This window comes from Lentzea sp. NPDC003310, assembly GCF_040610935.1.
Taxonomy (GTDB): Bacteria; Actinomycetota; Actinomycetes; order Mycobacteriales; family Pseudonocardiaceae; genus Lentzea.
The window spans coordinates 435,827-458,447 of the sequence record NZ_JBEXNC010000005.1; the positions used below are offsets into that span (position 1 = coordinate 435,827).

Annotated in this window: 20 protein-coding genes; 12 read left to right on the top strand and 8 right to left on the bottom strand. The window is 69.9% G+C overall.

Translation table 11 applies throughout. From position 1 onward, the window contains the following. Window positions 1–10 precede the first annotated feature (10 nt). Window positions 11–2,077 (bottom strand): acyltransferase family protein, encoded by a 2,067-nt coding sequence (locus tag ABZX02_RS12140; protein ID WP_355297602.1) that lies wholly within the window; start codon window positions 2,075–2,077, stop codon window positions 11–13. Between the two features lie 134 nt (window positions 2,078–2,211). After that, a complete protein-coding gene (locus ABZX02_RS12145) occupies window positions 2,212–4,566 on the bottom strand; it encodes a LuxR C-terminal-related transcriptional regulator (protein WP_355297456.1) in 2,355 nt (784 codons plus the stop codon). A gap of 91 nt (window positions 4,567–4,657) precedes the next feature. Here ABZX02_RS12145 and ABZX02_RS12150 point away from each other — a divergent pair, with 91 nt between their 5' ends. From ABZX02_RS12150 to ABZX02_RS12175, 6 genes are all read left to right on the top strand, one after another. Continuing rightward, window positions 4,658–4,876 carry a hypothetical protein gene (locus ABZX02_RS12150; RefSeq protein ID WP_355297457.1) on the top strand — a complete coding sequence of 73 codons (219 nt, stop codon included), beginning with the start codon at window positions 4,658–4,660 and terminating at the stop codon, window positions 4,874–4,876. Window positions 4,877–4,991: 115 nt separating this feature from the next. Continuing rightward, a complete protein-coding gene (gene gap, locus ABZX02_RS12155) occupies window positions 4,992–5,996 on the top strand; it encodes a type I glyceraldehyde-3-phosphate dehydrogenase (RefSeq protein ID WP_355297459.1) in 1,005 nt (334 codons plus the stop codon). A 16-nt stretch (window positions 5,997–6,012) separates the two neighbouring features. Then, window positions 6,013–7,206 carry a phosphoglycerate kinase gene (locus ABZX02_RS12160; protein ID WP_355297460.1) on the top strand — a complete coding sequence of 398 codons (1,194 nt, stop codon included), beginning with the start codon at window positions 6,013–6,015 and terminating at the stop codon, window positions 7,204–7,206. Further along, a complete protein-coding gene (gene tpiA, locus ABZX02_RS12165; protein WP_355297462.1) occupies window positions 7,206–7,994 on the top strand; it encodes a triose-phosphate isomerase in 789 nt (262 codons plus the stop codon). Before ABZX02_RS12160 ends, tpiA begins: the two co-directional genes overlap by 1 nt. A 153-nt stretch (window positions 7,995–8,147) precedes the next feature. Next, window positions 8,148–8,387 (top strand): preprotein translocase subunit SecG, encoded by a 240-nt coding sequence (gene secG / locus ABZX02_RS12170; protein ID WP_089958273.1) that lies wholly within the window; start codon window positions 8,148–8,150, stop codon window positions 8,385–8,387. A 66-nt stretch (window positions 8,388–8,453) separates the two neighbouring features. Next, on the top strand, window positions 8,454–8,798 hold the full coding sequence (locus ABZX02_RS12175) for an RNA polymerase-binding protein RbpA (protein WP_053738343.1): 345 nt from the start codon (window positions 8,454–8,456) through the stop codon (window positions 8,796–8,798). 71 nt (window positions 8,799–8,869) lie between these two features. Here the strand turns inward: ABZX02_RS12175 and ABZX02_RS12180 are convergent, their stop codons facing one another. After that, the gene (locus ABZX02_RS12180) at window positions 8,870–9,499 is read right to left on the bottom strand and encodes a hypothetical protein (protein ID WP_355297464.1); all 630 of its coding nucleotides are present in this window, start codon (window positions 9,497–9,499) and stop codon (window positions 8,870–8,872) included. Window positions 9,500–9,878: 379 nt separating this feature from the next. Here ABZX02_RS12180 and ABZX02_RS12185 point away from each other — a divergent pair, with 379 nt between their 5' ends. Both ABZX02_RS12185 and ABZX02_RS12190 read left to right on the top strand, forming a co-directional pair. After that, complete coding sequence (locus ABZX02_RS12185) at window positions 9,879–10,559, top strand: hypothetical protein (RefSeq protein ID WP_355297466.1); 681 nt, start codon at window positions 9,879–9,881, stop codon at window positions 10,557–10,559. Then, window positions 10,556–12,157, top strand: a complete 1,602-nt coding sequence (locus tag ABZX02_RS12190) for a serine/threonine-protein kinase (protein WP_355297468.1) — start codon at window positions 10,556–10,558, stop codon at window positions 12,155–12,157. The genes ABZX02_RS12185 and ABZX02_RS12190 overlap by 4 nt, the downstream gene beginning before the upstream one ends. Here the strand turns inward: ABZX02_RS12190 and ABZX02_RS12195 are convergent. Further along, entirely contained in the window at window positions 12,144–12,764 is a 621-nt protein-coding gene (locus ABZX02_RS12195) for a TetR/AcrR family transcriptional regulator (RefSeq protein WP_355297470.1), read from the bottom strand. The genes ABZX02_RS12190 and ABZX02_RS12195 overlap by 14 nt on opposite strands. 39 nt (window positions 12,765–12,803) lie before the next feature. On the opposite strand from ABZX02_RS12195, the gene ABZX02_RS12200 reads away from it, so the two are divergent. After that, entirely contained in the window at window positions 12,804–13,898 is a 1,095-nt protein-coding gene (locus ABZX02_RS12200; RefSeq protein WP_355297471.1) for a hypothetical protein, read from the top strand. Here the strand turns inward: ABZX02_RS12200 and ABZX02_RS12205 are convergent. From ABZX02_RS12205 to ABZX02_RS12215, 3 genes are all read right to left on the bottom strand, one after another. Beyond that, window positions 13,888–15,144: a histidine kinase gene (locus ABZX02_RS12205; RefSeq protein ID WP_355297473.1), complete on the bottom strand. Its 1,257-nt coding sequence runs from the start codon at window positions 15,142–15,144 to the stop codon at window positions 13,888–13,890. The genes ABZX02_RS12200 and ABZX02_RS12205 overlap by 11 nt on opposite strands. 143 nt (window positions 15,145–15,287) lie before the next feature. Continuing rightward, window positions 15,288–15,917 (bottom strand): DUF4360 domain-containing protein, encoded by a 630-nt coding sequence (locus tag ABZX02_RS12210; RefSeq protein ID WP_355297474.1) that lies wholly within the window; start codon window positions 15,915–15,917, stop codon window positions 15,288–15,290. A 78-nt stretch (window positions 15,918–15,995) separates the two neighbouring features. Continuing rightward, on the bottom strand, window positions 15,996–16,532 hold the full coding sequence (locus ABZX02_RS12215; protein WP_355297476.1) for a DUF4360 domain-containing protein: 537 nt from the start codon (window positions 16,530–16,532) through the stop codon (window positions 15,996–15,998). 284 nt (window positions 16,533–16,816) lie between these two features. On the opposite strand from ABZX02_RS12215, the gene ABZX02_RS12220 reads away from it, so the two are divergent. Beyond that, on the top strand, window positions 16,817–17,206 hold the full coding sequence (locus ABZX02_RS12220) for a response regulator (RefSeq protein WP_355297478.1): 390 nt from the start codon (window positions 16,817–16,819) through the stop codon (window positions 17,204–17,206). A gap of 7 nt (window positions 17,207–17,213) precedes the next feature. Here ABZX02_RS12220 and ABZX02_RS12225 read toward each other — a convergent pair whose 3' ends face one another. After that, window positions 17,214–20,108: a substrate-binding domain-containing protein gene (locus tag ABZX02_RS12225; protein WP_355297480.1), complete on the bottom strand. Its 2,895-nt coding sequence runs from the start codon at window positions 20,106–20,108 to the stop codon at window positions 17,214–17,216. A 117-nt stretch (window positions 20,109–20,225) separates the two neighbouring features. On the opposite strand from ABZX02_RS12225, the gene ABZX02_RS12230 reads away from it, so the two are divergent. Together ABZX02_RS12230 and ABZX02_RS12235 are read left to right on the top strand one after the other, a co-directional pair. After that, entirely contained in the window at window positions 20,226–21,581 is a 1,356-nt protein-coding gene (locus ABZX02_RS12230; protein WP_355297481.1) for a hypothetical protein, read from the top strand. Between the two features lie 146 nt (window positions 21,582–21,727). Then, window positions 21,728–22,594: a M48 family metalloprotease gene (locus ABZX02_RS12235; RefSeq protein ID WP_355297483.1), complete on the top strand. Its 867-nt coding sequence runs from the start codon at window positions 21,728–21,730 to the stop codon at window positions 22,592–22,594. Window positions 22,595–22,621 lie beyond the last annotated feature (27 nt).

The window sequence follows — 22,621 nt, forward strand, 5'->3', positions numbered from 1 at the left end:
GGCTCCGGGATCAGATCATCCCGAGCTGGCCGAGCAACGGCGTGGCGAGCGTGCGCGAGTACAGGTTCGTCACGTGGTTGTTCCGGTAGACCACCACGTTGCCGATGACCGCGGGACAGACGTCCCCGACGCAGTACCACGGCGTCAGATCGACGATCTTGGTGTCGGGGTGCGCGGCCGCCGCCTCGACGAGCGGGTCGCCCTCCCCGGCGAACGCCTCGGCTCGCGGGGTGCCGCACGTCGCGGTGTCGTCGCTGTTGCGTTCGAGGCAGCGCGGGACCTGGCTGTTCGGCTTGGGCAGGTCCTTGATCACCGCGGTCGGGATGTTGGCGGCCGAGAGGGCTCCCAGCATGTCCCGGTAGCCGCGCAGCATGTCCTCGCGGGAGTTCCACGTCCACTTCAGGTCGGCGGCGTAGGCCTCGCGACTCATGCCCGACAGCACGACGAGGTCGGGCTTGAGCGCCTTCACGCGGTTCAGGACGGCGGCGTTCTGGTCGGAGCAGACGGTGAACGGCCAGCCCGCCTCCGACGGGGGCACCGTGGTGAAAGGGCAGCCGTTGCGGGTCATGGCCTTGAGCTTCCACTGCCCGCGGCCGGCTCCCTGCACGAAGTCGATCAGCGGAGTGCTGTACTGCGCCGCGTGCGAGTCGCCCAGCAGCACGACGGTCTTTCGTGCCGAGTCGTCGCCCCAGGAACAGGCGGTCTTCGGCAACGACAGCTGGTAGACGTGGCAGTCGCCGTCGCCGCTGCCGCCGTAGGGGCCGTCCTCGTTCGCGACGGCGGGGTCCGGCACGAGGGGGACACCGGCCGGGGCGGGTTGGGGGCTGCGTGCGTCGATCGCCATGGCACCGGGGTGGTCCGCGTCGAGGATCATGCTGCTCGCCAGGCGGTCGAGCTTGCGCTCGGCGGTGTACCAGGGGACCGCGGCGGCGATCACGGAGACCACCACGAGCACCGCGCCGAAGGCGTAGGTGCCGCGGAGGCGGCCGAACCTGTTCCGGCGGAAGGGGTCCTCGATGAACCTCTTGGACACCGCCGCAAGCGCGAAGCTCAGCACCGCGGCGAAGAGCATCTCCTTCTTCGACAGCCGCTCGTTGTCGCTCAGTTCGAGCGTCACCACGATGACCGGCCAGTGCCACAGGTAGAGGCTGTAGGAGATGTCGCCGACGTAGCGGATCGGACGCAGGCTCAGCACGCGTCCCAGCAGCGTCTCCGTGCCGACCAGCATCGCCGCCGTGCCGAGCACCGGCACTGCGGCCACCCAGCCGGGGAACTGCAGGTCGGTCGTGTAGTAGAAGGCGCTGAAGGCCACAGCGGCGAAACCCAGCCAGCCGAGCAGTTCCCGGGCCGCGCGGCCGAGGGACACTCGGTGCAGGACCATCGCGGCCAGTCCGCCGATGCCGAGCTCCCACATGCGGGTGGGCGTCACGAAGTAGGCGGCGCCGTGGTCGAGCTGCGTGTAGACGACGGAGAAGACGAACGAGGCGACGGTCACCAGAGCGACGGCCACCACCGCATAGCGCACCCTGCCGCCGTTGAACCTGCGGGCGAGAGCGGCCGTCGCGATCAACAGGATCGGGATGACGAGGTAGAACTGCTCCTCGACGGCCAGCGACCAGTAGTGCTGGACGGGGGAGGCGCCGGCGGTGGCGTGCCCGTAGTCGTTGGACAGCACCGCGAGCAGCCAGTTCTGCGCGTTCAGCGCGGAACCGACGACCTCGCGCATGATCTTGGGCCACTGGGACTGCGGGAGCAGCAGCACGGTGGCGGCGACGGTGGCGAGCAGGACCGCGGTCGCCGCGGGTAGCAGGCGGCGGATGCGGCGCGCGTAGAAGGCGCGCAGGCTGACCGTGCCGCTGCGGCGTACCTCGTTCGTGAGCGTCCCGATGATCAGGAAGCCCGAGATCACGAAGAAGACGTCGACGCCGACGAAACCGCCCGGCAGCCAGGACGGCCGCAGGTGGTAGAGCAGCACGATGCCGACGGCGAGAGCACGCAGGCCCTGGATGTCGCCTCGCAGCGCGTGCTGTGGGCGTGCCGCAGGATCGGGCGCCGTGACCGGGCGCTCGGCGGACATGGTCGCCACCGCGTGACTCCTCGTAGCGAAGTTCAGCGGAACGTGTCCGCGTTCAAAGCGTGGATGGTAGCTCGATCGGGTAAGGGTGCTCTGCTTGCGTCGCGGATTGTGATAGGTGCGACGTGGTCGGTGAGTCAGGGCGCGTGGCGGCCCGCCCACACCGCGAGCTGCGCGCGCGACCGCAGGCCCAGCTTCGAGCGCGCGTGCGTGACGTGCCGGGCGACCGTGTGCGGGGAGATGCCGAGCCGCTGCCCGATCTGGCGGTTCGTCAGGCCTTCCGCGACCAGCGTCGCCACGTGCAGTTCGCGCGCGGAGATCAGGCCGTCCTCGGACTCGGCGTGCTGCTGCTCGGTCAGGGCGTAGGAGATGGCCTGGGCGAGCGACATCCGTTCGCCCGTCGACTCCGCCGCGCGCAGGCGGCTGGCCGTGATGCGCTCACGGCACGTGGTGCGCGCCTCGTCCAGAAGGGCCTGCCAGTACGGCTCGGCGCGGAAGTCGTAACGAGTGCGCACGAGAGAGGCGGACGTCAGCAGCGAGAGCGCGCGTTCGTCGTCGGAGCCCACGCCCACCAGGCCCAGGGCGAGGCCTTCCAGGTCGTAGTACTGGTCCATCGGGTGTTCGGAGCCGACCTCCAGGCTCTCCCGGAACAGGTCCACGGCCTCCAGGAAGTCCTTGCGCGCCAACGCGATCGCGCCCGCGGTGTGCAGGACCGGGTTCAGCATGTGCGGCAGGCCGATCAGCCTTGTGAGCGTCAGTGACTCACGGACCAGAGGCGCCGCACGGTCTGCATAGCCGTGTTGTAGCAACGTCCAGCCGTAGGAGTTGAGCAGGATGGCGCGCGCGAGCTTGTCGTTGGAGTCCTGCAGCAGCGCGGCCGCCTCATCGAACAACGTCCAGGCCAGGGCGGGGTCGCCGGTGTGCGCCTCGGCGGAGGCGAGCACCTCCAGTGCGCGGGCCGTCGTGCCGGGGCGGCGGGCGCCCGCCCGTTCGATCGCCAGGGACTCCTCGGCGAAGCGGCGTGTCACGTGCCAGCCGCCGCGGAGGCGGTGGTGCATCGCCGCCAGCACCGAGAGGACGCTGCGGTGCGGTTCGGGCAACGGTCTCGACAGGGCCTGGTGCAGCAGCTCGGTGGGGGCGCCGCGCGGGCCTCGCGGGGTGGAGGTCCAGGCCGTCGCGACGATCGCCAGGGCGTGCCGCGCCCAGTCGCCGGTCTCGGCGGTGCGCGCCGCGGCCAGGCCGAGCAGGCCCACGTTGCGGTCCAGGCGCAGCACCACGGGCGGCGACGGGAAGAACGACGAGATCTCCGGCTCCACGACCGAACACACCCACTCGACGACACGGTCGGCCACGAGAGAGAGTTCGCCGTGCGCGATGGCACGGTCGTAGCAGTAGAGGCGGATCGACTCGAGCTGGCGGAACGTCGTGTGGCCGCCGACCCGGTCGACCACCAGCAGCGACCTCTGCTCCAGGCCGGTCAGCAGGTCCAGGGCGTCGGGCACGTCGCAGACCGCGCTCGCCACCCCGAGGTCGAACGGCACGCCCAGCACCGCGAGCAGCCGCGACGCCGCCTGCTCCTGCTCGGACAGCAGGTCGTAGCTCCAGCCGATGGCGGCCCGCAGCGTGCGGTGCCGGTCGTCGGCGGCGCGCGGCCCACCGGTCAGCAACGCGAGGCGGTCGCCCAGCCGGGCGAGGACGTCGGCGGGGGAGAGCACGGTGACGCGCCGCGCGGCCAGTTCGATCGCCAGCGGCATGCCGTCGAGGGAACGGCACACGGCGACCACGTCGGCCACGTTCGCGGCGTCCACCTCGAACGAGCGGTCCACCGACACCGCCCGGTCGCGGAACAGCGCCACGGCGTCGTGCCGCAGCGCCTCCGCCACGTCCGCGCCGGCGGGCGGCAGGTCCAGCTCGCCGACCGCGAAGACCCGCTCCCCGGCGAGGTGCAGCGGTTCCCGCGACGTCACCAGCACGCGCAGCCGCGGGCAGCGGGCCAGCAGCTCCGCGACCGCGGACGCGACGTCGGCCAGCAGGTGCTCGCAGTTGTCCAGCACGAGCAGCGGGCGGCGGTGCTGCTCGACCTCGGCCACCACCGCGTCGCGCACCGAGTGGTTCGGCAACGGGTGCGCGCCCACCGCCGCGTAGATCGCCTGAACGGCGTCGGACGCCGGGGCCAGCGCCGCCCACCACGTCCGGTCGGCGCGCCTGCTCGCGTGCTGGATCGCCAGCCTGGTCTTGCCCGCGCCGGCCGGCCCCACCAGCGAGACCAGCCGGTCCGAGTCGGTGCGGGTGAGCGCGGCGAGCTCGTCGCGCCGGCCCACGAAGCTGTCCAGGGGCGCCGGCAGCGACGAGTCGGGGCGGTCGGCCCCGTCCCGGCCGGAGGCGCGCTCGCGGTAGGCGCGCTGGCGGCACGCGTTCGAGCAGTAGCGGCGGCCGGGAACCGCGTCGGTGAGCGGGTTTCCACATGTCACGCAGGCGGCGTCGGCCGTCATGACCCCTGACCGTACCGGGTCCGTAACGGCCCGTAACACCCGCTGTTTCGGGGTATTGAAGGCTCCTCCCGCACGTCGTCAGGATCGGCCCATGACACCGCAGACCAGACCCGCGGCCGACGCCGCGTCCTCGCTCGTGCCGCCCCAGGACCGCCTCGTCGTGGACGAGTGGCTCGCCCGGATCCACGCCGTCGTCGGACCCGGCGCCGGGGAGACGGGGCCGGAGGCCTGCCGCACCGCGGCCGAAGCAGCGGAGGAGCTGAGCGCGTACCTCTGGATGCTCCGCGCGCTGCGCCGCCGAACGGCCTAACCGACCTGGGATTTTCTGGCTCGATCAAGAGATACTCACTATCCCTGTGACCAGGGACGCAGTTCGGCAGATAGGGTGGGCTTGTTCCTACCAAGCTGAACGCAAGGAGTCAGTCGTGACGGTTCGTGTAGGTGTCAACGGTTTCGGTCGCATCGGGCGCAACTTCTTCCGCGCTGTGAGGGCGGGCGGCCACGACATCGAGATCGTCGCGTTCAACGACCTCGGTGACGTCGCCACCATGGCCCACCTGCTGAAGTACGACAGCATCCTCGGTCGTCTGGACGCGGACGTGCAGGTCACCGACGAGGGCATCTCCGTTGACGGCAAGGTCATCAAGGCCCTCGCCGAGCGCAACCCGGGCGCTCTGCCCTGGAAGGACCTCGGCGTCGACGTCGTGGTCGAGTCCACCGGCTTCTTCACCGACGCCACCAAGGCCCGCGCGCACGTGGACGAGGGCGGCGCCAAGAAGGTCATCATCTCCGCGCCGGCCAAGAACGAGGACCTCACCGTCGTCATCGGCGCGAACGAGGAGAAGTTCGACGGGTCGCAGACGATCATCTCGAACGCGTCCTGCACCACGAACTGCCTCGCGCCGCTCGCCAAGGTCCTCAACGACAGCTTCGGCATCGAGCAGGGCCTCATGACCACGATCCACGCGTACACGCAGGACCAGAACCTGCAGGACGCGCCGCACAGCGACCTCCGCCGTGCCCGCGCCGCCGCGCTGAACATCGTGCCGACCTCCACGGGTGCCGCGAAGGCCATCGGCCTGGTGCTGCCGGAGCTCAAGGGCAAGCTCGACGGCTACGCGCTGCGCGTGCCGATCCCCACCGGCTCGGCCACCGACCTGACCGTCACGCTCAAGCGCGAGGTCACCGTCGAGGAGATCAACGCCGCGTACCAGGCCGCCGCCGAGGGCCCGCTGGCCGGCATCCTCAAGTACTCGACCGACCCGATCGTGTCGGCCGACATCGTCACCGACCCGCACTCGTGCATCTACGACGCGCCGCTGACCAAGGTCATCGGCAACCAGGTCAAGGTCGTCGGCTGGTACGACAACGAGTGGGGTTACTCCAACCGCCTCGCGGACCTGGTCAAGCTCGTCGCCTCCAAGATCTGAGCAGGGCGGGCAGTCAGTGAAGACTCTCAGCGACCTGCTCGCCGAGGGTGTCTCGGGTCGGCGCGTCCTCGTGCGCGCCGACCTGAACGTCCCCCTCGACGGCGACAAGATCACCGACGACGGCCGCGTGCGCGCGTCGGTGCCGACGATCAAGGCACTGGCCGACGCCGGTGCCCGCGTGGTCGTCACCGCCCACCTCGGCCGCCCCAAGGGCGAGCCGGACCCCAAGTTCTCCCTGGCCCCGGCCGCCGCTCGCCTCGGTGAGCTGCTCGGCACCGAGGTCGCGCTCGCCTCCGACCTCGTCGGCCCGTCCGCCACCTCCGTGGTCGGCGCGCTGACCGACGGTGGCGTCGTGATGCTGGAGAACGTGCGCTTCGACGCCCGCGAGACCTCGAAGGTCGACGCGGAGCGCGCGGAGCTCGCCGACGAGCTGGCCTCGTTCGCGGACGCGTTCGTCTCCGACGGCTTCGGCGTCGTGCACCGCAAGCAGGCGTCCGTCTACGACGTGGCGCGGAAGCTGCCCGCGTACGTCGGCGGTCTCGTCGAGACCGAGCTCGGCGTGCTGCGCAAGCTCACCGACGACCTGGAGCGCCCGTACGTCGTGGCGCTCGGCGGCTCGAAGGTGTCCGACAAGCTCGGCGTCATCGAGAACCTGCTGACCAAGGTCGACCGGCTTCTCATCGGCGGCGGCATGGCGTACACGTTCCTCAAGGCCCAGGGCCACGAGGTCGGCACGTCCCTGCTGCAGGAAGACCAGCTCGACAAGGTCAAGGGCTTCCTCGCCGACGCGGAGAAGCGCGGCGTCGAGCTCGTGCTCCCGGTCGACGTGCTGGTCACGGCAGAGTTCGGCAACGTCGAGCACGACGTCGTCGGCACCGACGCGATCCCCGCGGACAAGATGGGCCTCGACATCGGCCCGAAGTCCCGCGAGCTGTTCGCGTCGAAGCTCGCCGACGCGAAGACCGTCTTCTGGAACGGCCCGATGGGCGTCTTCGAGATCGAGACCTACGCCGGAGGCACCCGTGCCGTCGCCGAGGCGCTCGTGAAGTCCGAGGCGTTCACCGTCGTCGGTGGCGGCGACTCGGCCGCGGCCGTGCGCGCGCTCGGCCTGCCCGAGGACGGCTTCTCGCACATCTCCACCGGTGGTGGCGCGTCCCTGGAGTTCCTGGAAGGCAAGGAACTCCCCGGCATCAGCGTTTTGGAGTCCTGATGGCAGCCCGGCTCCCGCTCATCGCGGGCAACTGGAAGATGAACCTCAACCACCTCGAGGCGATCGGCCTCGTGCAGAAGATCGCCTTCTCCCTGCCGGAGAAGTACTTCGCCAAGGTCGAGGTGGCCGTTCTTCCCCCGTTCGTCGACATCCGCAGCATCCAGACGCTGGTCGACGGCGACAAGCTGCTCATCAAGTACGGCGCGCAGGACATCTCGCAGCACGACTCCGGTGCCTACACCGGCGAGGTCTCCGGCCCGATGATCAAGAAGCTCGGCTGCCACTACGTGGTCGTCGGGCACTCCGAGCGCCGCGAGTACCACGGCGAGACGGACGCGATCGTCAACGCCAAGATCAAGGCGGCGCTGAAGGTCGAGGTCACCCCGATCTTCTGCTTCGGCGAGAAGCTCGACGTCCGCGAGGCCAAGGGCCACCTGGAGCTGGTGCGCCAGCAGTTGGAGGACGGTCTCAAGGGCTTCACGGCCGAGCAGGTCGCGAAGATCGTGTTCGCCTACGAGCCCGTGTGGGCGATCGGCACCGGCAAGACCGCGTCGTCCGCGGACGCGCAGGAGGTCTGCTCGGTCGTCCGCTCGTTCGTGGCGGAGAAGTACGGCGAGGAGACCGCTTCCGTCGTGCGCGTGCTCTACGGCGGCTCGGTGAAGTCGTCGAACATCGGCGAGCTCATCGGCCAGAAGGACATCGACGGCGCGCTCGTCGGCGGTGCCAGCCTGCAGGCCGACGAATTCACCAAGCTGTGCGCCCTGGCCGCGGGCGGGCCGCTGCCCTAAGTTGATCAGACGTGGTGACCACCCGCCTTGGCCTGCCCTTTCAGCGGCTAATGTGGGTGGTCACCGCATTTGAATCCCTGACCCCACTGGTTGCACACGTTCGGCAGTCGAACAGGTACTCTATGGCGTCGGCTGCCTGACAGCGAGGAAGAAATGATCCTGTTCCTGCAGATCCTGTTGATCGTCTCCAGCGTGCTGCTGGTGCTGCTCGTGCTCTTGCACCGCGGCCGTGGTGGCGGCCTCTCCTCGCTGTTCGGCGGCGGTATGCAGTCGAGTCTGTCCGGTTCCTCCGTGGTCGAGAAGAACCTGGACCGCCTGACGCTCTTCGTCGGCGCGGTGTGGGTCATCGCCATCGTGGGCATCGGACTGCTGATCAAGCTCCCCGGAGCCTGATCAACCGTTCAGCGGCAGAAGCCCTCCGGGGCTTGGAGTAACCACTTGGTGGGGGTGTAACGGTCGATGTCCGGTGGTAACGCGATTCGCGGTACCCGCGTCGGCGCAGGCCCGATGGGCGAATCGGAGCGCGGCGAGTCCGCGCCTCGTCGTCGGGTGTCGTACTGGTGCGCGAACGGTCACGAGTCCCGTCCTTCCTTCGCGGTCGACGCGGAGATCCCGGAGAACTGGGACTGTCCGCGCTGCGGCCTGCCGGCAGGCCGTGACGAGCAGACGCCACCCGCGCCTCCGCGCAACGAGCCGTACAAGACGCACCTTGCGTACGTGAAGGAGCGGCGCTCCGACGCGGACGGCGAGGCGATCCTCGAAGAGGCTCTCGCCAAGCTCCGCCGTCAGCGCGAAGAGCCGTAGACCCTTGGCTCGCTGATCAACGCGAAAGGCCCCCTCGTCCTGCGGAGAGGGGGCCTTTCGCGTTCTCGCTGTTATCGCCGCAGACCACTGAACTGGCGGCGCAGCATCGCCGCACCCACGAGCAGGAAGAACAGCAGCACCACGAGCGTGCTGGTCGAGCCGCCGGACGAGCTCATCAGCGTCACGTCCACGTTGCCGACGAGCACGATGCCGCACTCCGCGCGCACCTTGTGGCGGCCGGGCTCGATGTTCGCGAACCGCACCGGGGAGCGGAAGTCGCCGTTGTCGTCGGCCGTCGTCTTGCCGACGTCCTGGCCGAGCGACTTCAGGGTCACGTCCGCGCCCTTGGGGCAGCCCTTGCCGGTCGCGGTCAGGTCGTCACCGGGCTGGATGTTCTCCTTGTCCAGGACCAGGACGCCGTCCTCGGGGCCGGTGAAGACGTCGGTCGTGGAGGTGGAGGGCGTCGACGGGTCCGTGGTGGTCGTGGTGGTCGTCGTCGTGGTGGTCACCGGGGGAGTCGTGGTGGTGACGACCGGGGGACGGGTAGTGACGGGTGGGTTCGTCACCGGCGGGTTGGTGACGGGCGGCTGCGTCGTGACGGGCGGCTTGGTCGTGGTGACCGGGGGAGGCGGTGTCACCGTGAACTGGTTGCGCGCCATGTGCTGGCAGTCGTCGGTCGCGGTGAAGGTGTAGGTGCCCACCTTGCTCCCGGCCGGGATGGTCGCCGTGACTGAACCGGCGGACGCGTACGGCGCGGTGACCAGGACGCTCCCGGCCCAGTTGATGCGTACGGTGCCCTTGCATCTGATGAAGCCTGACCAGGTGAAAGTCGCGCTTGAGCCGGCTGGGCCGCTGTTAGGATTCGCGGTCACCGTCGTCTGCTGCTGTGCGGCCGCAGGTGTGGCGACGAGCACCGTAACACCGGCTGCTACAGCCACGAGTAGACCTAAAGACCGCATTCCCTCTCCCCGGATCAGAACCTAAGGTGCGCTAGTGAGACGTCGCATGGCCGGTGCAGGTTTACTGCTGTTGTGCGGAATTATGCTGCTCCCGTCGACGGCCTCCGCACAGGACGGGTCCGTGATCCTCGAGGCCGATGTGGACGGTAGGCCGGTCGGAGTAGGGACCCTCGTGCTCGACCCGTCGCAGTCCGCGAAGGTCTCCATCACCGTCCGCAACAACACGAGCACGCTGCAGCGCGTGAAGACCGTGCGGATCAGCGGCAGCGCGCTGGCGTTGACCTTCTTCTCTTACGACACAACGGTTCCGTTCGACGTGCCGGCGAAGTCCTCGGAGACGCGGTCGTTCCCGCTCGAGCCCACGGACCTCGGGTCGCAGGCGATCGGTCTCCTCCCGGTCACGGTCGAGGTCATCGACGTGCAGCGGGAGAGCATCGCGTCGGTCGAGACGACCGGGGACGTCAAGGGGTCGCTCTGGTCGGTCTACGGGGCGTTCGGGCTGGGCGTGCTCGTGCTGACGGCGTTGTCGTGGGCCGGGGCGTTGATCGCGCTCGCGCGGCGCCGCCTTCCCGCGAACCGGTGGCAGCGGGCCATGCGGTTCCTGCCCGCCGGAATCGGGACCGGGTTGATCGCCGTGATCTCGCTGTCGGTGCTGCGGCTCGTGGCGCCGTCGCCGACGGCGGAGATCCCGTTCATCCTCGGTGCGGCCGCGGCCGCGTTCGTTCTTGGCTATGTGACGCCACATCCGGGTGAGAAGCCACCGTCCTCACTGGACGCGGACACCGTGAGGATCCAGCGGTGACCCAGTCCAGTGTGGTCGCCGCGCTGCCGCAGTACGCCGTCGGCGAGCAGATCGGCGAGGGCGGCATGGGGGTCGTCTACGGCGGGGTGCACCGGCAGCTCGGGCGGCCCGTGGCGATCAAGCGGCTGCCGCACGCGGTGGCCGAGGACCCGCGGATGAGCGAGCGGTTCGAGCACGAGGCACGGCTGCTCGCGCGGCTCGACCACCCGCACATCGTGCCGGTCTACGACTACGTGCGGCAGCAGGGCGAGCACCTGCTGGTGATGGAACGCCTCGACGGCGGCACGGTCTGGTCGCGGTTCGCGAGCGACGGCCTCACCGCCCAGCAGTCGTGCGGGATCGTCCTCGCGGCGCTGTCCGGGCTGCACGCCGCGCACACGGCCGGGGTGCTGCACCTCGACGTGAAGCCGAAGAACCTGCTCTTCACCTCCCACGGTGTGGTGAAGGTGGCGGACTTCGGCATCTCGCAGGTGGTGTCGGAGGGCGCGACGCTCGTGACGCACGGCGGCGCGGTGCTCGGCACGCCCGCCTACATCGCGCCGGAGCAGGCGATGGGCAACCCGCTCTCGCCCGCCGCCGACGTCTACGCGACCGGCACGATGCTCTACGAACTGCTCTGCGGCGACCTGCCGTTCGAACGCGGCGGCGGCCCGATCGCGATGATCCAGAAGCGGGTGTTCCAGGACCCGCGGCCGCTGCCGAAGGTGCCCGAACCCCTGGCGGGCGTGGTGATGCGCAGCATCGCGCGGGAGCCCGAGGCGCGCTACCGCAACGCCGAGACGTTCGCGATCGACCTGGCGGGCGCGGCGGCCCACCTGTTCGGCCCGGACTGGCTGATGCGGCTGAACATGCCGGTGCACCTCGCGCCGCAGGTGTCGGCGTCGTCCACGCGGCCGTCGCTGCGGCCCGTGCCCGAGCGCGACACGGTGACGCTCACCGGCCAGCGGATCCGGGCCACGCTGGTGGACCCGGTGCCGGCCGCGCGCCTGAGCGGCAGCAGCACGCTGGTGCCGGCCGCGCAGGTGATCAAGCCGCCGTCGACGCCGTGGGCGTTGTGGCTGGTGGCGGCGCTCGCGTTGATCGCGATGGCCGTGGTGCCGTTCACGACGTCCGGCCGAGGGCTGCCCGAGATCAGCACGAACCTCGCCAACCCCGTCGTGGAGGCGGGGGAGCGGCTCGTCGTGAGCCTGGCCGGGATCGAGCTCGCGAACGTCCCGCGCGGACCGGAGGGCTTCGAGCTGCCCGGTGCGACGCGCTGGATCGTGGGCGGGGCGGTGTCGGCCGACATCGACGGCCGTGAGCTGCTGCTCGTGTCGAACCAGACGCCGTGGCTGAGCCTCATGGGCACCGGGTCGGTGCTGTTGCTGCTCTTCGCGTTCGCCTACCTGGAGTCGAACCTGCGGGCGTTGCGGCGCCGGCAGACCGGCATGGCGGCGGTGATCGCGTCCGTGCCGCTCGGGTTCACGCTCGGCGTGGCCGTGTGGCTGCTCGTGTCCGTGCTGCTGGAGCACGAGCCGTTGCTGTCGATCGCGCTCACCTGCGGGGTGCTCGGCGCGGCGGCGGCGTTGAGCGCGTCGCTCGCCTCTAAGCGGCCCTGACCGCTCGTTCGAACAGGTCCGCGAGCTCCCTCGCGTAACCGGAGACGTCGGTGTCCGGCCGGGTCATGAGCTCGGCCGGCGCCGCCTCCATCGCGGCGAGCACGGACACCGCCATCACGCGTGGCGCGAACTCCCGCAGCACACCCGCCTCCTGGCCCTCGCGGAACATGTCCTCCAGCTCGGCGAGCGTGCGCTCGTTCTGCTCCTCCGCCCACGTCCGCGCGGATTCGGCGTCCCTGGCGGCGGCCGCGATCTGCGAGATCGCGATGAGCTCCGCCGGGTGCTCCGCGCAGTAGTGCACGAACCCCTCGATGAGCTGCCTTAGCGCCGTGACGTGGTCAGTGGCGCTCTCGGTGCGTGCGGTCAGTGCGCGGTCCATCGAGTCGTGCACGGTCAGCATGACCTGCTTCATCAGTTCCTCGCGTTTGGCGAAGTGGTACGTGATGAGTCCCGGGCTGATCTCCGCACGCCGTGCGATCTGCACGAACGACGCCTTCGCGTACCCGACCTCGGTGATCGTCGCGATGGTCGCGGCCACGATCTGACCGCGCCGGGCGTCCTCGATGAAGCTGCGCTTCTGGCCGCCCGACCGATTTTCTGGTTGCATGAATAGCAGCCTAGTTGAGTAACTAGTCGAGGGGGAACCATGATCAGTCGAAAGGTGTTCCTGAAGTCCGTCGCGGGGGCCGCGGCGCTGATGAGCGTCGGGGGAGTGGCGTCCGCGGCGCCGAGGAAGCGGGGCGGGGTCTGCTACGACACCGGCGTCCTGCACGCGGTGGGGGACCCGCTGAGCCGGGCGCGCTGGAGCCGGCCGCAGCTGGAACGGGAGATCCGGCTCATCGCCGAGGACCTCCGCTGCCCGTCGATCACGGCGTTCGGCACAGACCTCGGCCGTCTCGCCGAGACGACGGACACGGCCCTACGGCACGGCATGCGGGTCTTCGTGCAGCCACGGCTCTATGACCACCCGCAAGAGGAGGTCCTGGCGCACATGGCCGAGGCCGCGCGCACGGCCGAGAAGAAGCGGCGTGGCGACGAGATCACGTTCGTGACCGGCTGCGAGCACTTCCTCTTCACGCCCGGCATCATCCCCGGCGACACCTTCCTCGACCGGATCGCCGCCATGCCGTCGATCACGGACTGGCCCGCCGTCATCCGGCGGTTCCGGGAGTTCATGGCCAAGGCCGTGGAGGTGACGCGCCGGGAGTTCTGCGGCCGGATCACCTACGGCGCGGCCGCCGGCGCCGACGCCCGGTGGAACGACTGGTCGCTGTTCGACCTCGTCGGCCTCGACTACTACCAGCACTTCGAGACCGACGCCGAGTACACCGCCGACCTCGACGGCTACCGGCGCTGGGGCAAGCCGCTGATGGTCCTGGAGTACGGCTGCTGCACCTTCACGGGTGCGGCGGTCGCCGGCGGGATGGGCTGGGACATCGTCGACTACGAGGCCGACCCGCCGGTGATCAAGCCCGGCTTCGAGCGGAACGAACGCGAGCAGGCCGACCACGTCGCACGCATGTTGCGCGTGTTCGCCGCACAGCCCGATGTCGAGGGATCACACCTGTACTCGGTCATCACGCCGGACTCGCCGCACCACCCGACGTGTCGGGATCGCGACTACGACATGGCCTCGTACAGCCTGCTGCGCACGATCCGTGAGCGCTTCGACGACGAGAACTCGCCGTATCGCCTGGAACCCAAGAAGTCGTTCCACGCGTTCCAGCGCTTCAATCGGTGATGACGCGTTCCCTCGGGAACGTCGCGGACACCAGGAAACCGCCGTCCTCGGTCGGCCCCGCGGAGAACTCGCCACCGAGCAGGGTGGCGCGCTCGCGCAGGCCGACCAGGCCGTGGCCACCGCTCGGCAGCGACGACGACGGGCTGTCCGGCGCGGTGTTGCGCACCTCGACCAGCACGTTGTCGTCGTACTGGGCGTCGATGAACACCGTCGCGCTCGCGCCCACGGCGTGCTTGCGGATGTTCGTCAGCGCCTCCTGCACCGTCCGGTAGACGGCTCCGGACACCGGCGCGGCCAGGTCCTCGACGGGGCCCTTGAGCTGCACCGACACCTCGAAGCCGGCGTCGGCGGCCAGTTCGGACAGGTCGTCGACGCCCGGCTGGTTGTCGTCCGTGGTGCGCAGGACCGACACGAGCTGGCGGAGCTCGTCGAGCGTGCGCGTCGACAACGTGCGGATGGTGCCGGCGACCTGCTTGTGCTCCGCGTCGGCCACGGCCATGCGCAGCGCACCCGCCTGCATCGCGATGAGGCTGACCTGGTGTGACACGACGTCATGCATCTCGCGGGCGAGCTTTGCCCGTTCGTCCGCACGGATGGCGTGCGCGTGGAGCACACGCTCTCTCTCGCGGGACTCGGCCAGTTCGGAGATGCGGTCGGAGAGCTCCTGGCGCGCGTGCACCAGCAGGCCGATCGCGATCGGCAGGCCCGCCACCAGGAAGCCGTAGATCGCCGAGTGGAAGTGGCCGGACGCGGGGCGTTCGATCAGCTCCTCGAACGGCCACGCCACGAACCGGCACAACCACACCAGCGCGGCCGCGAGGCCGGTCTGCCAGCCGCCGATGTAGCGGCGGGCGACGGTGTAGAGGGCGATCATCGCGGCGAGCTGCGACCAGCCGACGAAGAAGCCGGGGATGGTCAGCACGAGCGTGAGGAACGGGAACCGGCGCCGCAGGACCAGCGCGCCGACGGCGAGCCAGTTGAGCCACAGCTGGTAGTTCTCGATCGGCGGCAGGTCCGTGATCGGGTCCGCTTCCAGCCACAGCTCGTACAACCAGACGTCGAGCACGGCGAAGAAGATCAACGCCAGGTCCGCGAGGACCTGGCGGTAGTCACCGCTGAGCGGCCAGCGCGAGCCGGTCGCCCTCTCCGCCGACCGTCTGGCCGGGAGCAGCGTCGTGGTCAGGATCCGACCTCCCCTGTGCGCCTTCCGACCCTCACCGTACTGCGCGTATGCGGCGGATGGCATTGGCTGCCCCTTTACCCCGACCTGCCCCGTCATGGGGGTAAGACGCCCGCACACGCGAATCTGTACGGCGCCCGGCTCACATATGTGCGACCGCACACGCTCGTGCGAGCGCGTGCGGTCACCACAGCACTACGGAGAGACCTCTACGGGCACGTCTTCCAGCTGAACTGGTAGGTCGTGTCGATCGCACCGTCCGTGGAGTCCATCGACACGAAACTGGTCGTCGTGGCCGTGTTCGACGAACCGGGGTACACGCGGAGCTCGGTGTTGATGTTGAAGTTCCGCTTCTCGCCGCACGGTGAGTACACGATCGCGGCGACCTCGGTCGTGTCCGTGGCCTGCCAGTCGTCGCTGTGCGGGCCGTTGTAGCGGTGCTGGGCGCTGTCGTTCTGCGACATGCCCTGGAAGTAGTAGTTGGCCTTCTGAATGGCGTACGCGCCTCTCTCCAGGTGCGCGAAGCCTCTGTAGTCGGCCTGGGCGATGCCGTAGGTGAAGCCCTGCGGGACGTTGACCCTCAGGTTGAGCTGGCAGTTCTTGCGGAAGTCCGTCGGCCGGGCGCCGACGCCGACCTGGGCCAGGTAGTCGCTGTAGGTGACGGTGAACGCCTTGTTGTCCTCGGACACCGCGACGGCCGCCGTGCCCGCCGGGCACCCGGAGCCGTTGACCGTGACGATGTCGATCGTGATGTGGTCGGGCGGCGGCGTCTCGTTGGGAGCGCCGGGCGGGATGACGATGGTCGAGGCCAGCAGGGCAGCGGCAACCGCGTTGAGCATGGGGCACCTTTCCAAACGCGTCTCGCGGGGAGGGTGGCGGCGGTTGGACTTCGGTGGCGGCGGCCTTTTGTCGGAAAATCAGCAGCGCTTCCACGAGAAGTGGTGCAGCGTGCGCACTTCTCCGCGCTGGTAGTCCATGGTCATGAAACTGTTTGTATTGGCGTCCGAGCTACCCTTGTCGACTCGCAGTGCGCTGTTGACGTTGAGATTCTTCTTCTCGCCGCACGGCGCCCAGACGATCTCGGAGAACTCGGTCCGGTGGGTGATCGACCAGTTGTCGTCGAACGGCCCGGTGAACGTGTGCTTCCACGTGGTGGTGGCCGATTGGCCCTGGAAGTAGTAATTCACCGACTGGTAGCCGGTGGCGCCGGGGCGGAGGTACCCGTAGCCGCCGTAGGTCGCTTCCGCGATGCCGTAGCTGAAGCCCTGCGGCACGTTGACCTGCAGTGTCAGCTGGCAGTTCTTCCGGAAGTCCGTCGCGGCCGCACCTTTGCCCGCCTGGGCCAGGTAGTCGCTGTAGATCACCCAGAACGAGGTGTTGTCGGGGGAGACGATCACTTCGGCGGTGCCCTGCTTGCACCCGGAACCGTTCACCGTCACCACGTCGATCGTCACGCGCTCCGAAGGAATCGTCGACGCGTGCGCGGGTGCTGACGACAATGTGAACAGCACGGCCAGAGCGGCTGCTGCCGTCGCTTTACGCATGAAGTTGGCCTTTCCTGGTGCCTCTTTCTCAGCGTGGAGCGGCAGCGGTGCCGCGAAGGTTAGCGCAGAGCCTCAACCAATGGTGTGATCCAAATGGCCCATGTCATCCTGATGGAGCAGTTCGTGAAGAATTGCCGGAAATTGAGGGCCACCTGGTGCTGAGGACACGAATAGTTTCCGGCATACTTGCCCGCATGTCGCTGGCTGGGCTGGTGCTCGTCGTCGAGGACGAGGATCCCGTGCGTAGGTACACCGTGAGCCTGCTCGAGGAGCTGGGCTGCACCGTTCTGCAGGCCAGCGACGGTGACGAGGCGATCGCGATCCTGCGCGAGCGGTCCGCCGACGTGGGCGCGATGCTGCTCGACCACAGCATGCCGGGCCTGTCCGGCGAGGAGGTGCTCGCGGAGCTGGAGCGCGAGGGCCTGACCGTGCCGGTGGTGCTGACGAGCGGCTACGACCGCACGTCGCTGGAGCGGCGGTTCGCGGGCCACGAGGTCGCCGCGTACCTGCAGAAGCCGTTCCGGCTGGAGACGCTCGACGAGACGATCCGCGCCGTGCTCGCCGACCGCGCCGAAGCGTCCTGACCGGTCGTCAGGAGTCCTGGGCCAGCACCTCGCGCACGCGTTCGAGCAGCACGGACTCCACGTACGGCTTGGTGATCAGCACCTCGTCGTCGAGGACCTCGTCGGTCGTGTAGCCGGACATGTAGATCACCGCGGGCGCCGCCCCGGTCGAGCGCAGCAGCCGCACGAGCTCGGGGCCGCCCATCTTCGGCATCACGACGTCGGTCAGCACGAGGTCGATGGTGCTGCGGTGCGCCGTGGCGAGCTGCAACGCCTCCTGGCCGTCGCCCGCCTCGATCACCGCGTAGCCCGCGATCTCCAGCGAGCGCCGGGTCATGACCCGCACCTGCGCGTCGTCCTCCACGAGAAGCACCGTGCCCGCTCCTTGGTGCGTGGTGGGACGGCGCGCGCACGGCGCTTCCGGCGTGCCGTCGCGTTCGATCGGCACGGGCAGGTAGACCTCCACGGTCGTGCCCTCGCCCGGCGCGCTGATCAGTTCGAGCTGCCCGCCGGACTGCTGCACGATGCCGAACACCGTGGACAGGCCGAGCCCGGTGCCCTTGCCGACCGGCTTGGTGGTGAAGTACGGCTCGAACACCTGCGCCTGCACGTCCGGGGCCATGCCGGAGCCGGTGTCCTGCACGCGCATCACGACGTACTCGCCCGGCCGTACCCCGACGATCCGGCCGGTGTCGCCCGCGCCGAGCCTCCTGCCCGCCAGCTCGATCCGCAGCGTGCCGCCGTCGGGCATGGCGTCGCGGGAGTTGACCGCGAGGTTGAACAGGATCTGCTCGACCTGGCCCGCGTCCGCCCACACCCGTGCGACGCCGTCCGGCAGGTGCATCTCCAGCTCGATGTGGTCGCCGACGAGCGTGCGCAGCATCGAGTGGACCTTGGTGAGGTTCTCCTTGAGGTCCAGGGACTCCGGGTGCAGGACCTGCTGGCGGGTGAAGGCGAGCAGCTGGCGCGTGAGGTTCGCGGCGCGTTCGCCGGCGTGCTTGATGTCCTCGATGGCCGTGCGGCGCGGATCGTCCTGGAGGGTGCGGCGCAGCAGCATCTCGCTGTTGCCGTTCACGACCGTGAGGATGTTGTTGAAGTCGTGCGCGATGCCACCGGTCAACCGGCCGATGGCCTCCATCTTCTGCGCGTGCCGAAGCTGGGCCTCGGTCTCGCCGACGCGTTCTTCGAGCCGTGCGCGTGCGTCCTTCAGCTCCTGCATCAGCCGGATGCTGCGCAACGCGCTGCTGAGCTGCTGCTGCACCGCTTCGTAGATCCAGCCGGGCTCCGGGCCCTCCTCGAAGATGACGTACCCGAGGTGGTCCTCGTCGGTGTAGAGCGGCGCCACCAGGGCGTTGAACGGGGCGGTGCGCCGCACCCGGTACGGCGTCAGGTTGATCGTGGGGAACGGCGTCTCCGGCGGCGTGAGGAGCTCGCCGTTCTCGTACCGCACGAGCGCGCGCGCCGTGCCTGGCGTGTCGTACGCCATGACGTGACAGCCCGGGATGGACAGACGAGGGAGCTCCTCGGCCAGTGCGGTTTTCAGCTCCACCACGTCCCGTGACGCGATGAGCCGTTGTCCCGCTTCACGCACCGTCTGGTCGTGACGCTCGTGGGACATGTACTTGAACCGTGCGTCCGTGGCGAACGCATCGCCCAGAAGCAACTGCACGCGCAGCCACAGGTCGTTGATGATCGTCGCGTCACTGATGCGGGCCGTCACGAACCTCTGCAGGTCGAACAGCGGAGGCCACCACTGCGCCGGTTCGCACCCGGCGCGCGCGCTCCGGCGGATGTACTCGGCCAGCAGCTTCAGGAACTCCGCGCCCTCCACCTCACCGCGCCCGGCCGCCATGAGCTCGACGACGAGCTGCTCGGCCCAGCCCTCCGGCAGCGTCGCGGCGGACGGCCCGAGCGAGCCGCGCAGGTGGTCGGCCACGGTGGACGCGGTCGCGGACTCGTTGATGCTCAACCGGTCGTGCGCGGGCGCGTGGTCGCCGAGCCCGGACGGCAGGCAGCCGCACGAGCGGCGCACGATCAGCTCGGTCGGCATGGTCTGCACCTGCCGCGCCGGCTCGCCCCGCACCAGCGCCACCGCGAGCTCGGCGGCGCGGAACCCCATCTCGTGGAACGGCGCGCGGACGGTGGTGAACGCCGGGGTGGCCGCGGCGACGCTCACCTCGCGCTGCGCGCGCGACGCCGGACTTCCCGTGCTGTAGCCGAGGTCCTGCGCGCGGACGTTCGCGTGGTTGTCGTACCCGACCACGGCGACGTCCTCGGGCGTGCGGAAACCCAGTTCCTCCAGCGCGGACACGACCCCGATGGCGTAGTCGTCGTTCGCCGCCGCGATGGCGTCCGGCGGTTCCTCCAGCCGTGCGAGCATCTTGCGCACGGACTCGGCCGCGCGGTTGGGTTCCCAGATGAACGAACCGGGCATCGTGACGAGCGCGGGGTCGAAGGGAATCCCGTGGTTGCGCAACGAATCCGCGTAGCCGAGGAACCGCTCCCGGGCGCCCGCATGCGTTTGCGGCCCCCGGACGAACGCGATCCGCCGCTTGCCGTGCACCTCGATGAGGTGGTCGACGGCCTGCTTCATGCCGTCCCGGTTGTCCATCAGGATCGTTGGCCACTGGCCAAGACTGGTTTCCATGCTGACGATGGGCATCGGCGCGTACCGCTGCATGTACTCCTGCATGCCATCGGAGCCGATGAGCTGGCCCACGCGCGTAGTCCACACCACGAGTGCGTCGATGCGGTTGGGCGAGATGAGGTCGTACACCGTGTTCGCGCGGCGCTTGCGCGGATCCGGATGATCCAGTTCGCTGCCCACGAAGCACACGAGGTCGCACCCGAGGCGCTGAGCGCCGTCGCTCACACCACGCCACTGCTCGCCCGCGAGCTCGATGAGCGGGCCAGCGGTGATCATCCCGATGGTGGGACGTCGCTTCGCACTGCCGTTTGCCACAAAACCCCCGCTACTCAACGCGATTGGGGATGATACGCGTTGTCGGGGGGAATGCCTGCCGTGTTACCAGGGAGATTGGTGAACGCTGTACTGGAAGGGCTGGCGTCGAACCCCGCGCTGCCCGGCTACCTGCTCGACCGCCTGGTCGTCCACGCCGAACTGGCGGCGGACCTGGCCGATCGCGCAGACCTGACACCGGAGCACGTGCGCGCGTTGCTCGAGCACGGCGACTCGTCGGCTGTACACCGGTTGCTGGAGAAGGGATTGGTCCATCCGGCGGACGTGCCGATCGCCGACGAGTCGGTGGCACTGGTGCTCACCGGCCACCCCGACGCCGACCCCGCCCTGGCCCGCGCACTCGCGTTCCACCCGGACCCGGCCGTGCGCGAACAGCTGCCCGAGTGGGCGTGCGCGCTGCCCGCCGACGTGGTCGCGCTGCTGGCCCGCGACCCCGAACCGCGGGTGGTCGCCGAACTGGTGCTGTTCCACCCGCTGCCACCCGGCGTGCCGGTGAGCCACGCCGACCCGGCCGTCCGCCGAGCCCTCGCCGCGAGCGAGCACACCCCGGCCGCGGTGCTCGAGTCCCTGCGGTCCGACGGCTCGCTGGCCCGCGAGCTGGCCGCCAACCCCGCGACCCCGTTCGCCGCGGACCTGCTGCCCCACCACGAGTCCCGCTACTTCCTGGCAGCCCGCACCGACCTGCCCGCCGAGGTCTACGAGCAGCTCGCCTCGGAACTCGAACCCGGCACCCTCGCGACCCTCGCGGCGAACCCGTCCGTCCCGGTCCCGGTCCTGCGCCAGCTCGCCGGCACCCGCACCCTGCGCCGCGCCTTGCTGCGCAACCCGTCGATCCCGCTGGACCTCCTGACGGACCTGGCGGCCTGCGCGCGCATCGGCCCGGATCTGGTGCCGCGCATCGGATCTGCTTCGGCTGGCGAGCTCCGTGCGCTGGCCGCGTCCGGGGTCGCGCAGGTGCGGATGATGGTGGCGATGCGCCCCGACCTGCCCCCGGACGTGGTCGCGCTCTTCCTCGGCGACTCCGATCCCGGTGTGGTCGCGGCCGTCGCCACCCACCCGCTGGTGACGGTGGAGGAGCTGCGGGACCTGGTGTCGCGGCACGGCCCGCGGGTGTACCCGAGGGCGGCGGCGAACCCGCTGTGCCCGCCGGAGTTGTTGCACCACATGGCTTTGCACGCCGAGTCGGTGGAGAAGACGTTCCGGGCGATCGCCCGGCACCCGCACGCGGCGGGGGAGACCTTGTTGCTGTGCCTGGAAGATGCGCAGGCCCGGCACTTCGCCGCTGCTCACCCCAACCTGCCCGTGCCGGTGATCGTCGAGTTCCTGGGGAGCGGGTTCACGGCGGGTGCGGCGGCGGCCAACCCGTCGTTGCCGGTGCCGGTGATGGAGGAGATCGTGGGGAGGAACGGGCTGTGAGCGACGAGCTCGTTCGCGCTGTTTCGCCTTGCCTGGCACGAGGAACCGCCAGACCTGCCACCTGACCTCGGCACTGGGCGGGACGGGCGACTCGGCTGGACACAAACGGGCGGGCGCTGGAAGCCTTGTCCCGCGAGGTGATGACGGTGCGCGCGACCCGAAGGCGCTTCGACCTGTCCGCCGTGTCCGAACTGCTGCTCGGCGTCCCGACCGTGCTGAGCAGCCTGCTGGTGCTCGCCCTCCTCGGCAAGGCGGTGACGCCGCAGGCGCTCTGGCTGCCTCCCGCCCTCTGGCTGCTGTCCGGCGCCGTCGTGTTCCTGCCGGCCACCGACCAGCTGCTCGCGGTCGTCGCGTACCGGCTGCGCAAGCCGACGCGGACCGAGCGTGCCGCGCTGGAGCCGTTGCTGGAGGAGGTGTGCGGTGCGGCCGGGGTCGATCCGCGGCGGTACTGGTTGCGGATCCAGAACTCCAAGGGGATCAACGCGATGGCGGTCGGCGGGCACGTCGTCGGGGTGTCGACGGCGGCGCTGCAGCTGCCGCCCAGGCAGCTGGAGGCGGTGCTCGCGCACGAGCTCGGGCACCACCTGGCCGGGCACACCCGGATCTCGTTGCTGCGGTGGTGGTACGAGCTGCCGGCACGGGCCGTGGTCGGGCTGGTCGTGCTGGTGGGGGTGGCCATCCACGGGGTGGGGCGCGCGGTCGGGACGCCGGGGGCGAGAGTGATCAGCACGCTGCTGATCGTCGTGCTCGCGGCGGCGGCGCTCGTGGTGAGTCCGTGGCTGGTGCTGGTGCCGGTCATCGCGCCGTTGCTCGCGTGGTCGAGCCGGCGGGCGGAGCTGCACGCGGACCGGGTGGCGGCCGAGCTCGGCTATGGGCCGGTGTTGCTGGAGGTGTTGCGGCGCTGGGTCAGGGAGGGGCAGGACGATCTGCGGGCCAGGGCGCCGGTGCGGGCGCGGATGCTCGCCTCGCACCCGTCGTGCGCCCAGCGCATCACCCGGTTGCGCGGCCGGTGAGACGACGACGGCCCCGGCTGTGCGCAG

What these genes read in the sequence shown, in the direction of transcription:
- ABZX02_RS12150 (WP_355297457.1), top strand. Translation starts at nt 4,658, where the DNA reads ATGACACCGCAGACCAGACCCGCGGCCGACGCCGCGTCCTCGCTCGTG.
- ABZX02_RS12205 (WP_355297473.1), bottom strand. Translation starts at nt 15,144, where the DNA reads ATGCCATCCGCCGCATACGCGCAGTACGGTGAGGGTCGGAAGGCGCAC.
- ABZX02_RS12195 (WP_355297470.1), bottom strand. Translation starts at nt 12,764, where the DNA reads ATGCAACCAGAAAATCGGTCGGGCGGCCAGAAGCGCAGCTTCATCGAG.
- secG (WP_089958273.1), top strand. Translation starts at nt 8,148, where the DNA reads ATGATCCTGTTCCTGCAGATCCTGTTGATCGTCTCCAGCGTGCTGCTG.
- ABZX02_RS12175 (WP_053738343.1), top strand. Translation starts at nt 8,454, where the DNA reads ATGTCCGGTGGTAACGCGATTCGCGGTACCCGCGTCGGCGCAGGCCCG.
- ABZX02_RS12210 (WP_355297474.1), bottom strand. Translation starts at nt 15,917, where the DNA reads ATGCTCAACGCGGTTGCCGCTGCCCTGCTGGCCTCGACCATCGTCATC.
- ABZX02_RS12200 (WP_355297471.1), top strand. Translation starts at nt 12,804, where the DNA reads ATGATCAGTCGAAAGGTGTTCCTGAAGTCCGTCGCGGGGGCCGCGGCG.
- ABZX02_RS12220 (WP_355297478.1), top strand. Translation starts at nt 16,817, where the DNA reads ATGTCGCTGGCTGGGCTGGTGCTCGTCGTCGAGGACGAGGATCCCGTG.
- ABZX02_RS12140 (WP_355297602.1), bottom strand. Translation starts at nt 2,077, where the DNA reads ATGTCCGCCGAGCGCCCGGTCACGGCGCCCGATCCTGCGGCACGCCCA.
- ABZX02_RS12145 (WP_355297456.1), bottom strand. Translation starts at nt 4,566, where the DNA reads ATGACGGCCGACGCCGCCTGCGTGACATGTGGAAACCCGCTCACCGAC.
- tpiA (WP_355297462.1), top strand. Translation starts at nt 7,206, where the DNA reads ATGGCAGCCCGGCTCCCGCTCATCGCGGGCAACTGGAAGATGAACCTC.
- ABZX02_RS12225 (WP_355297480.1), bottom strand. Translation starts at nt 20,108, where the DNA reads ATGATCACCGCTGGCCCGCTCATCGAGCTCGCGGGCGAGCAGTGGCGT.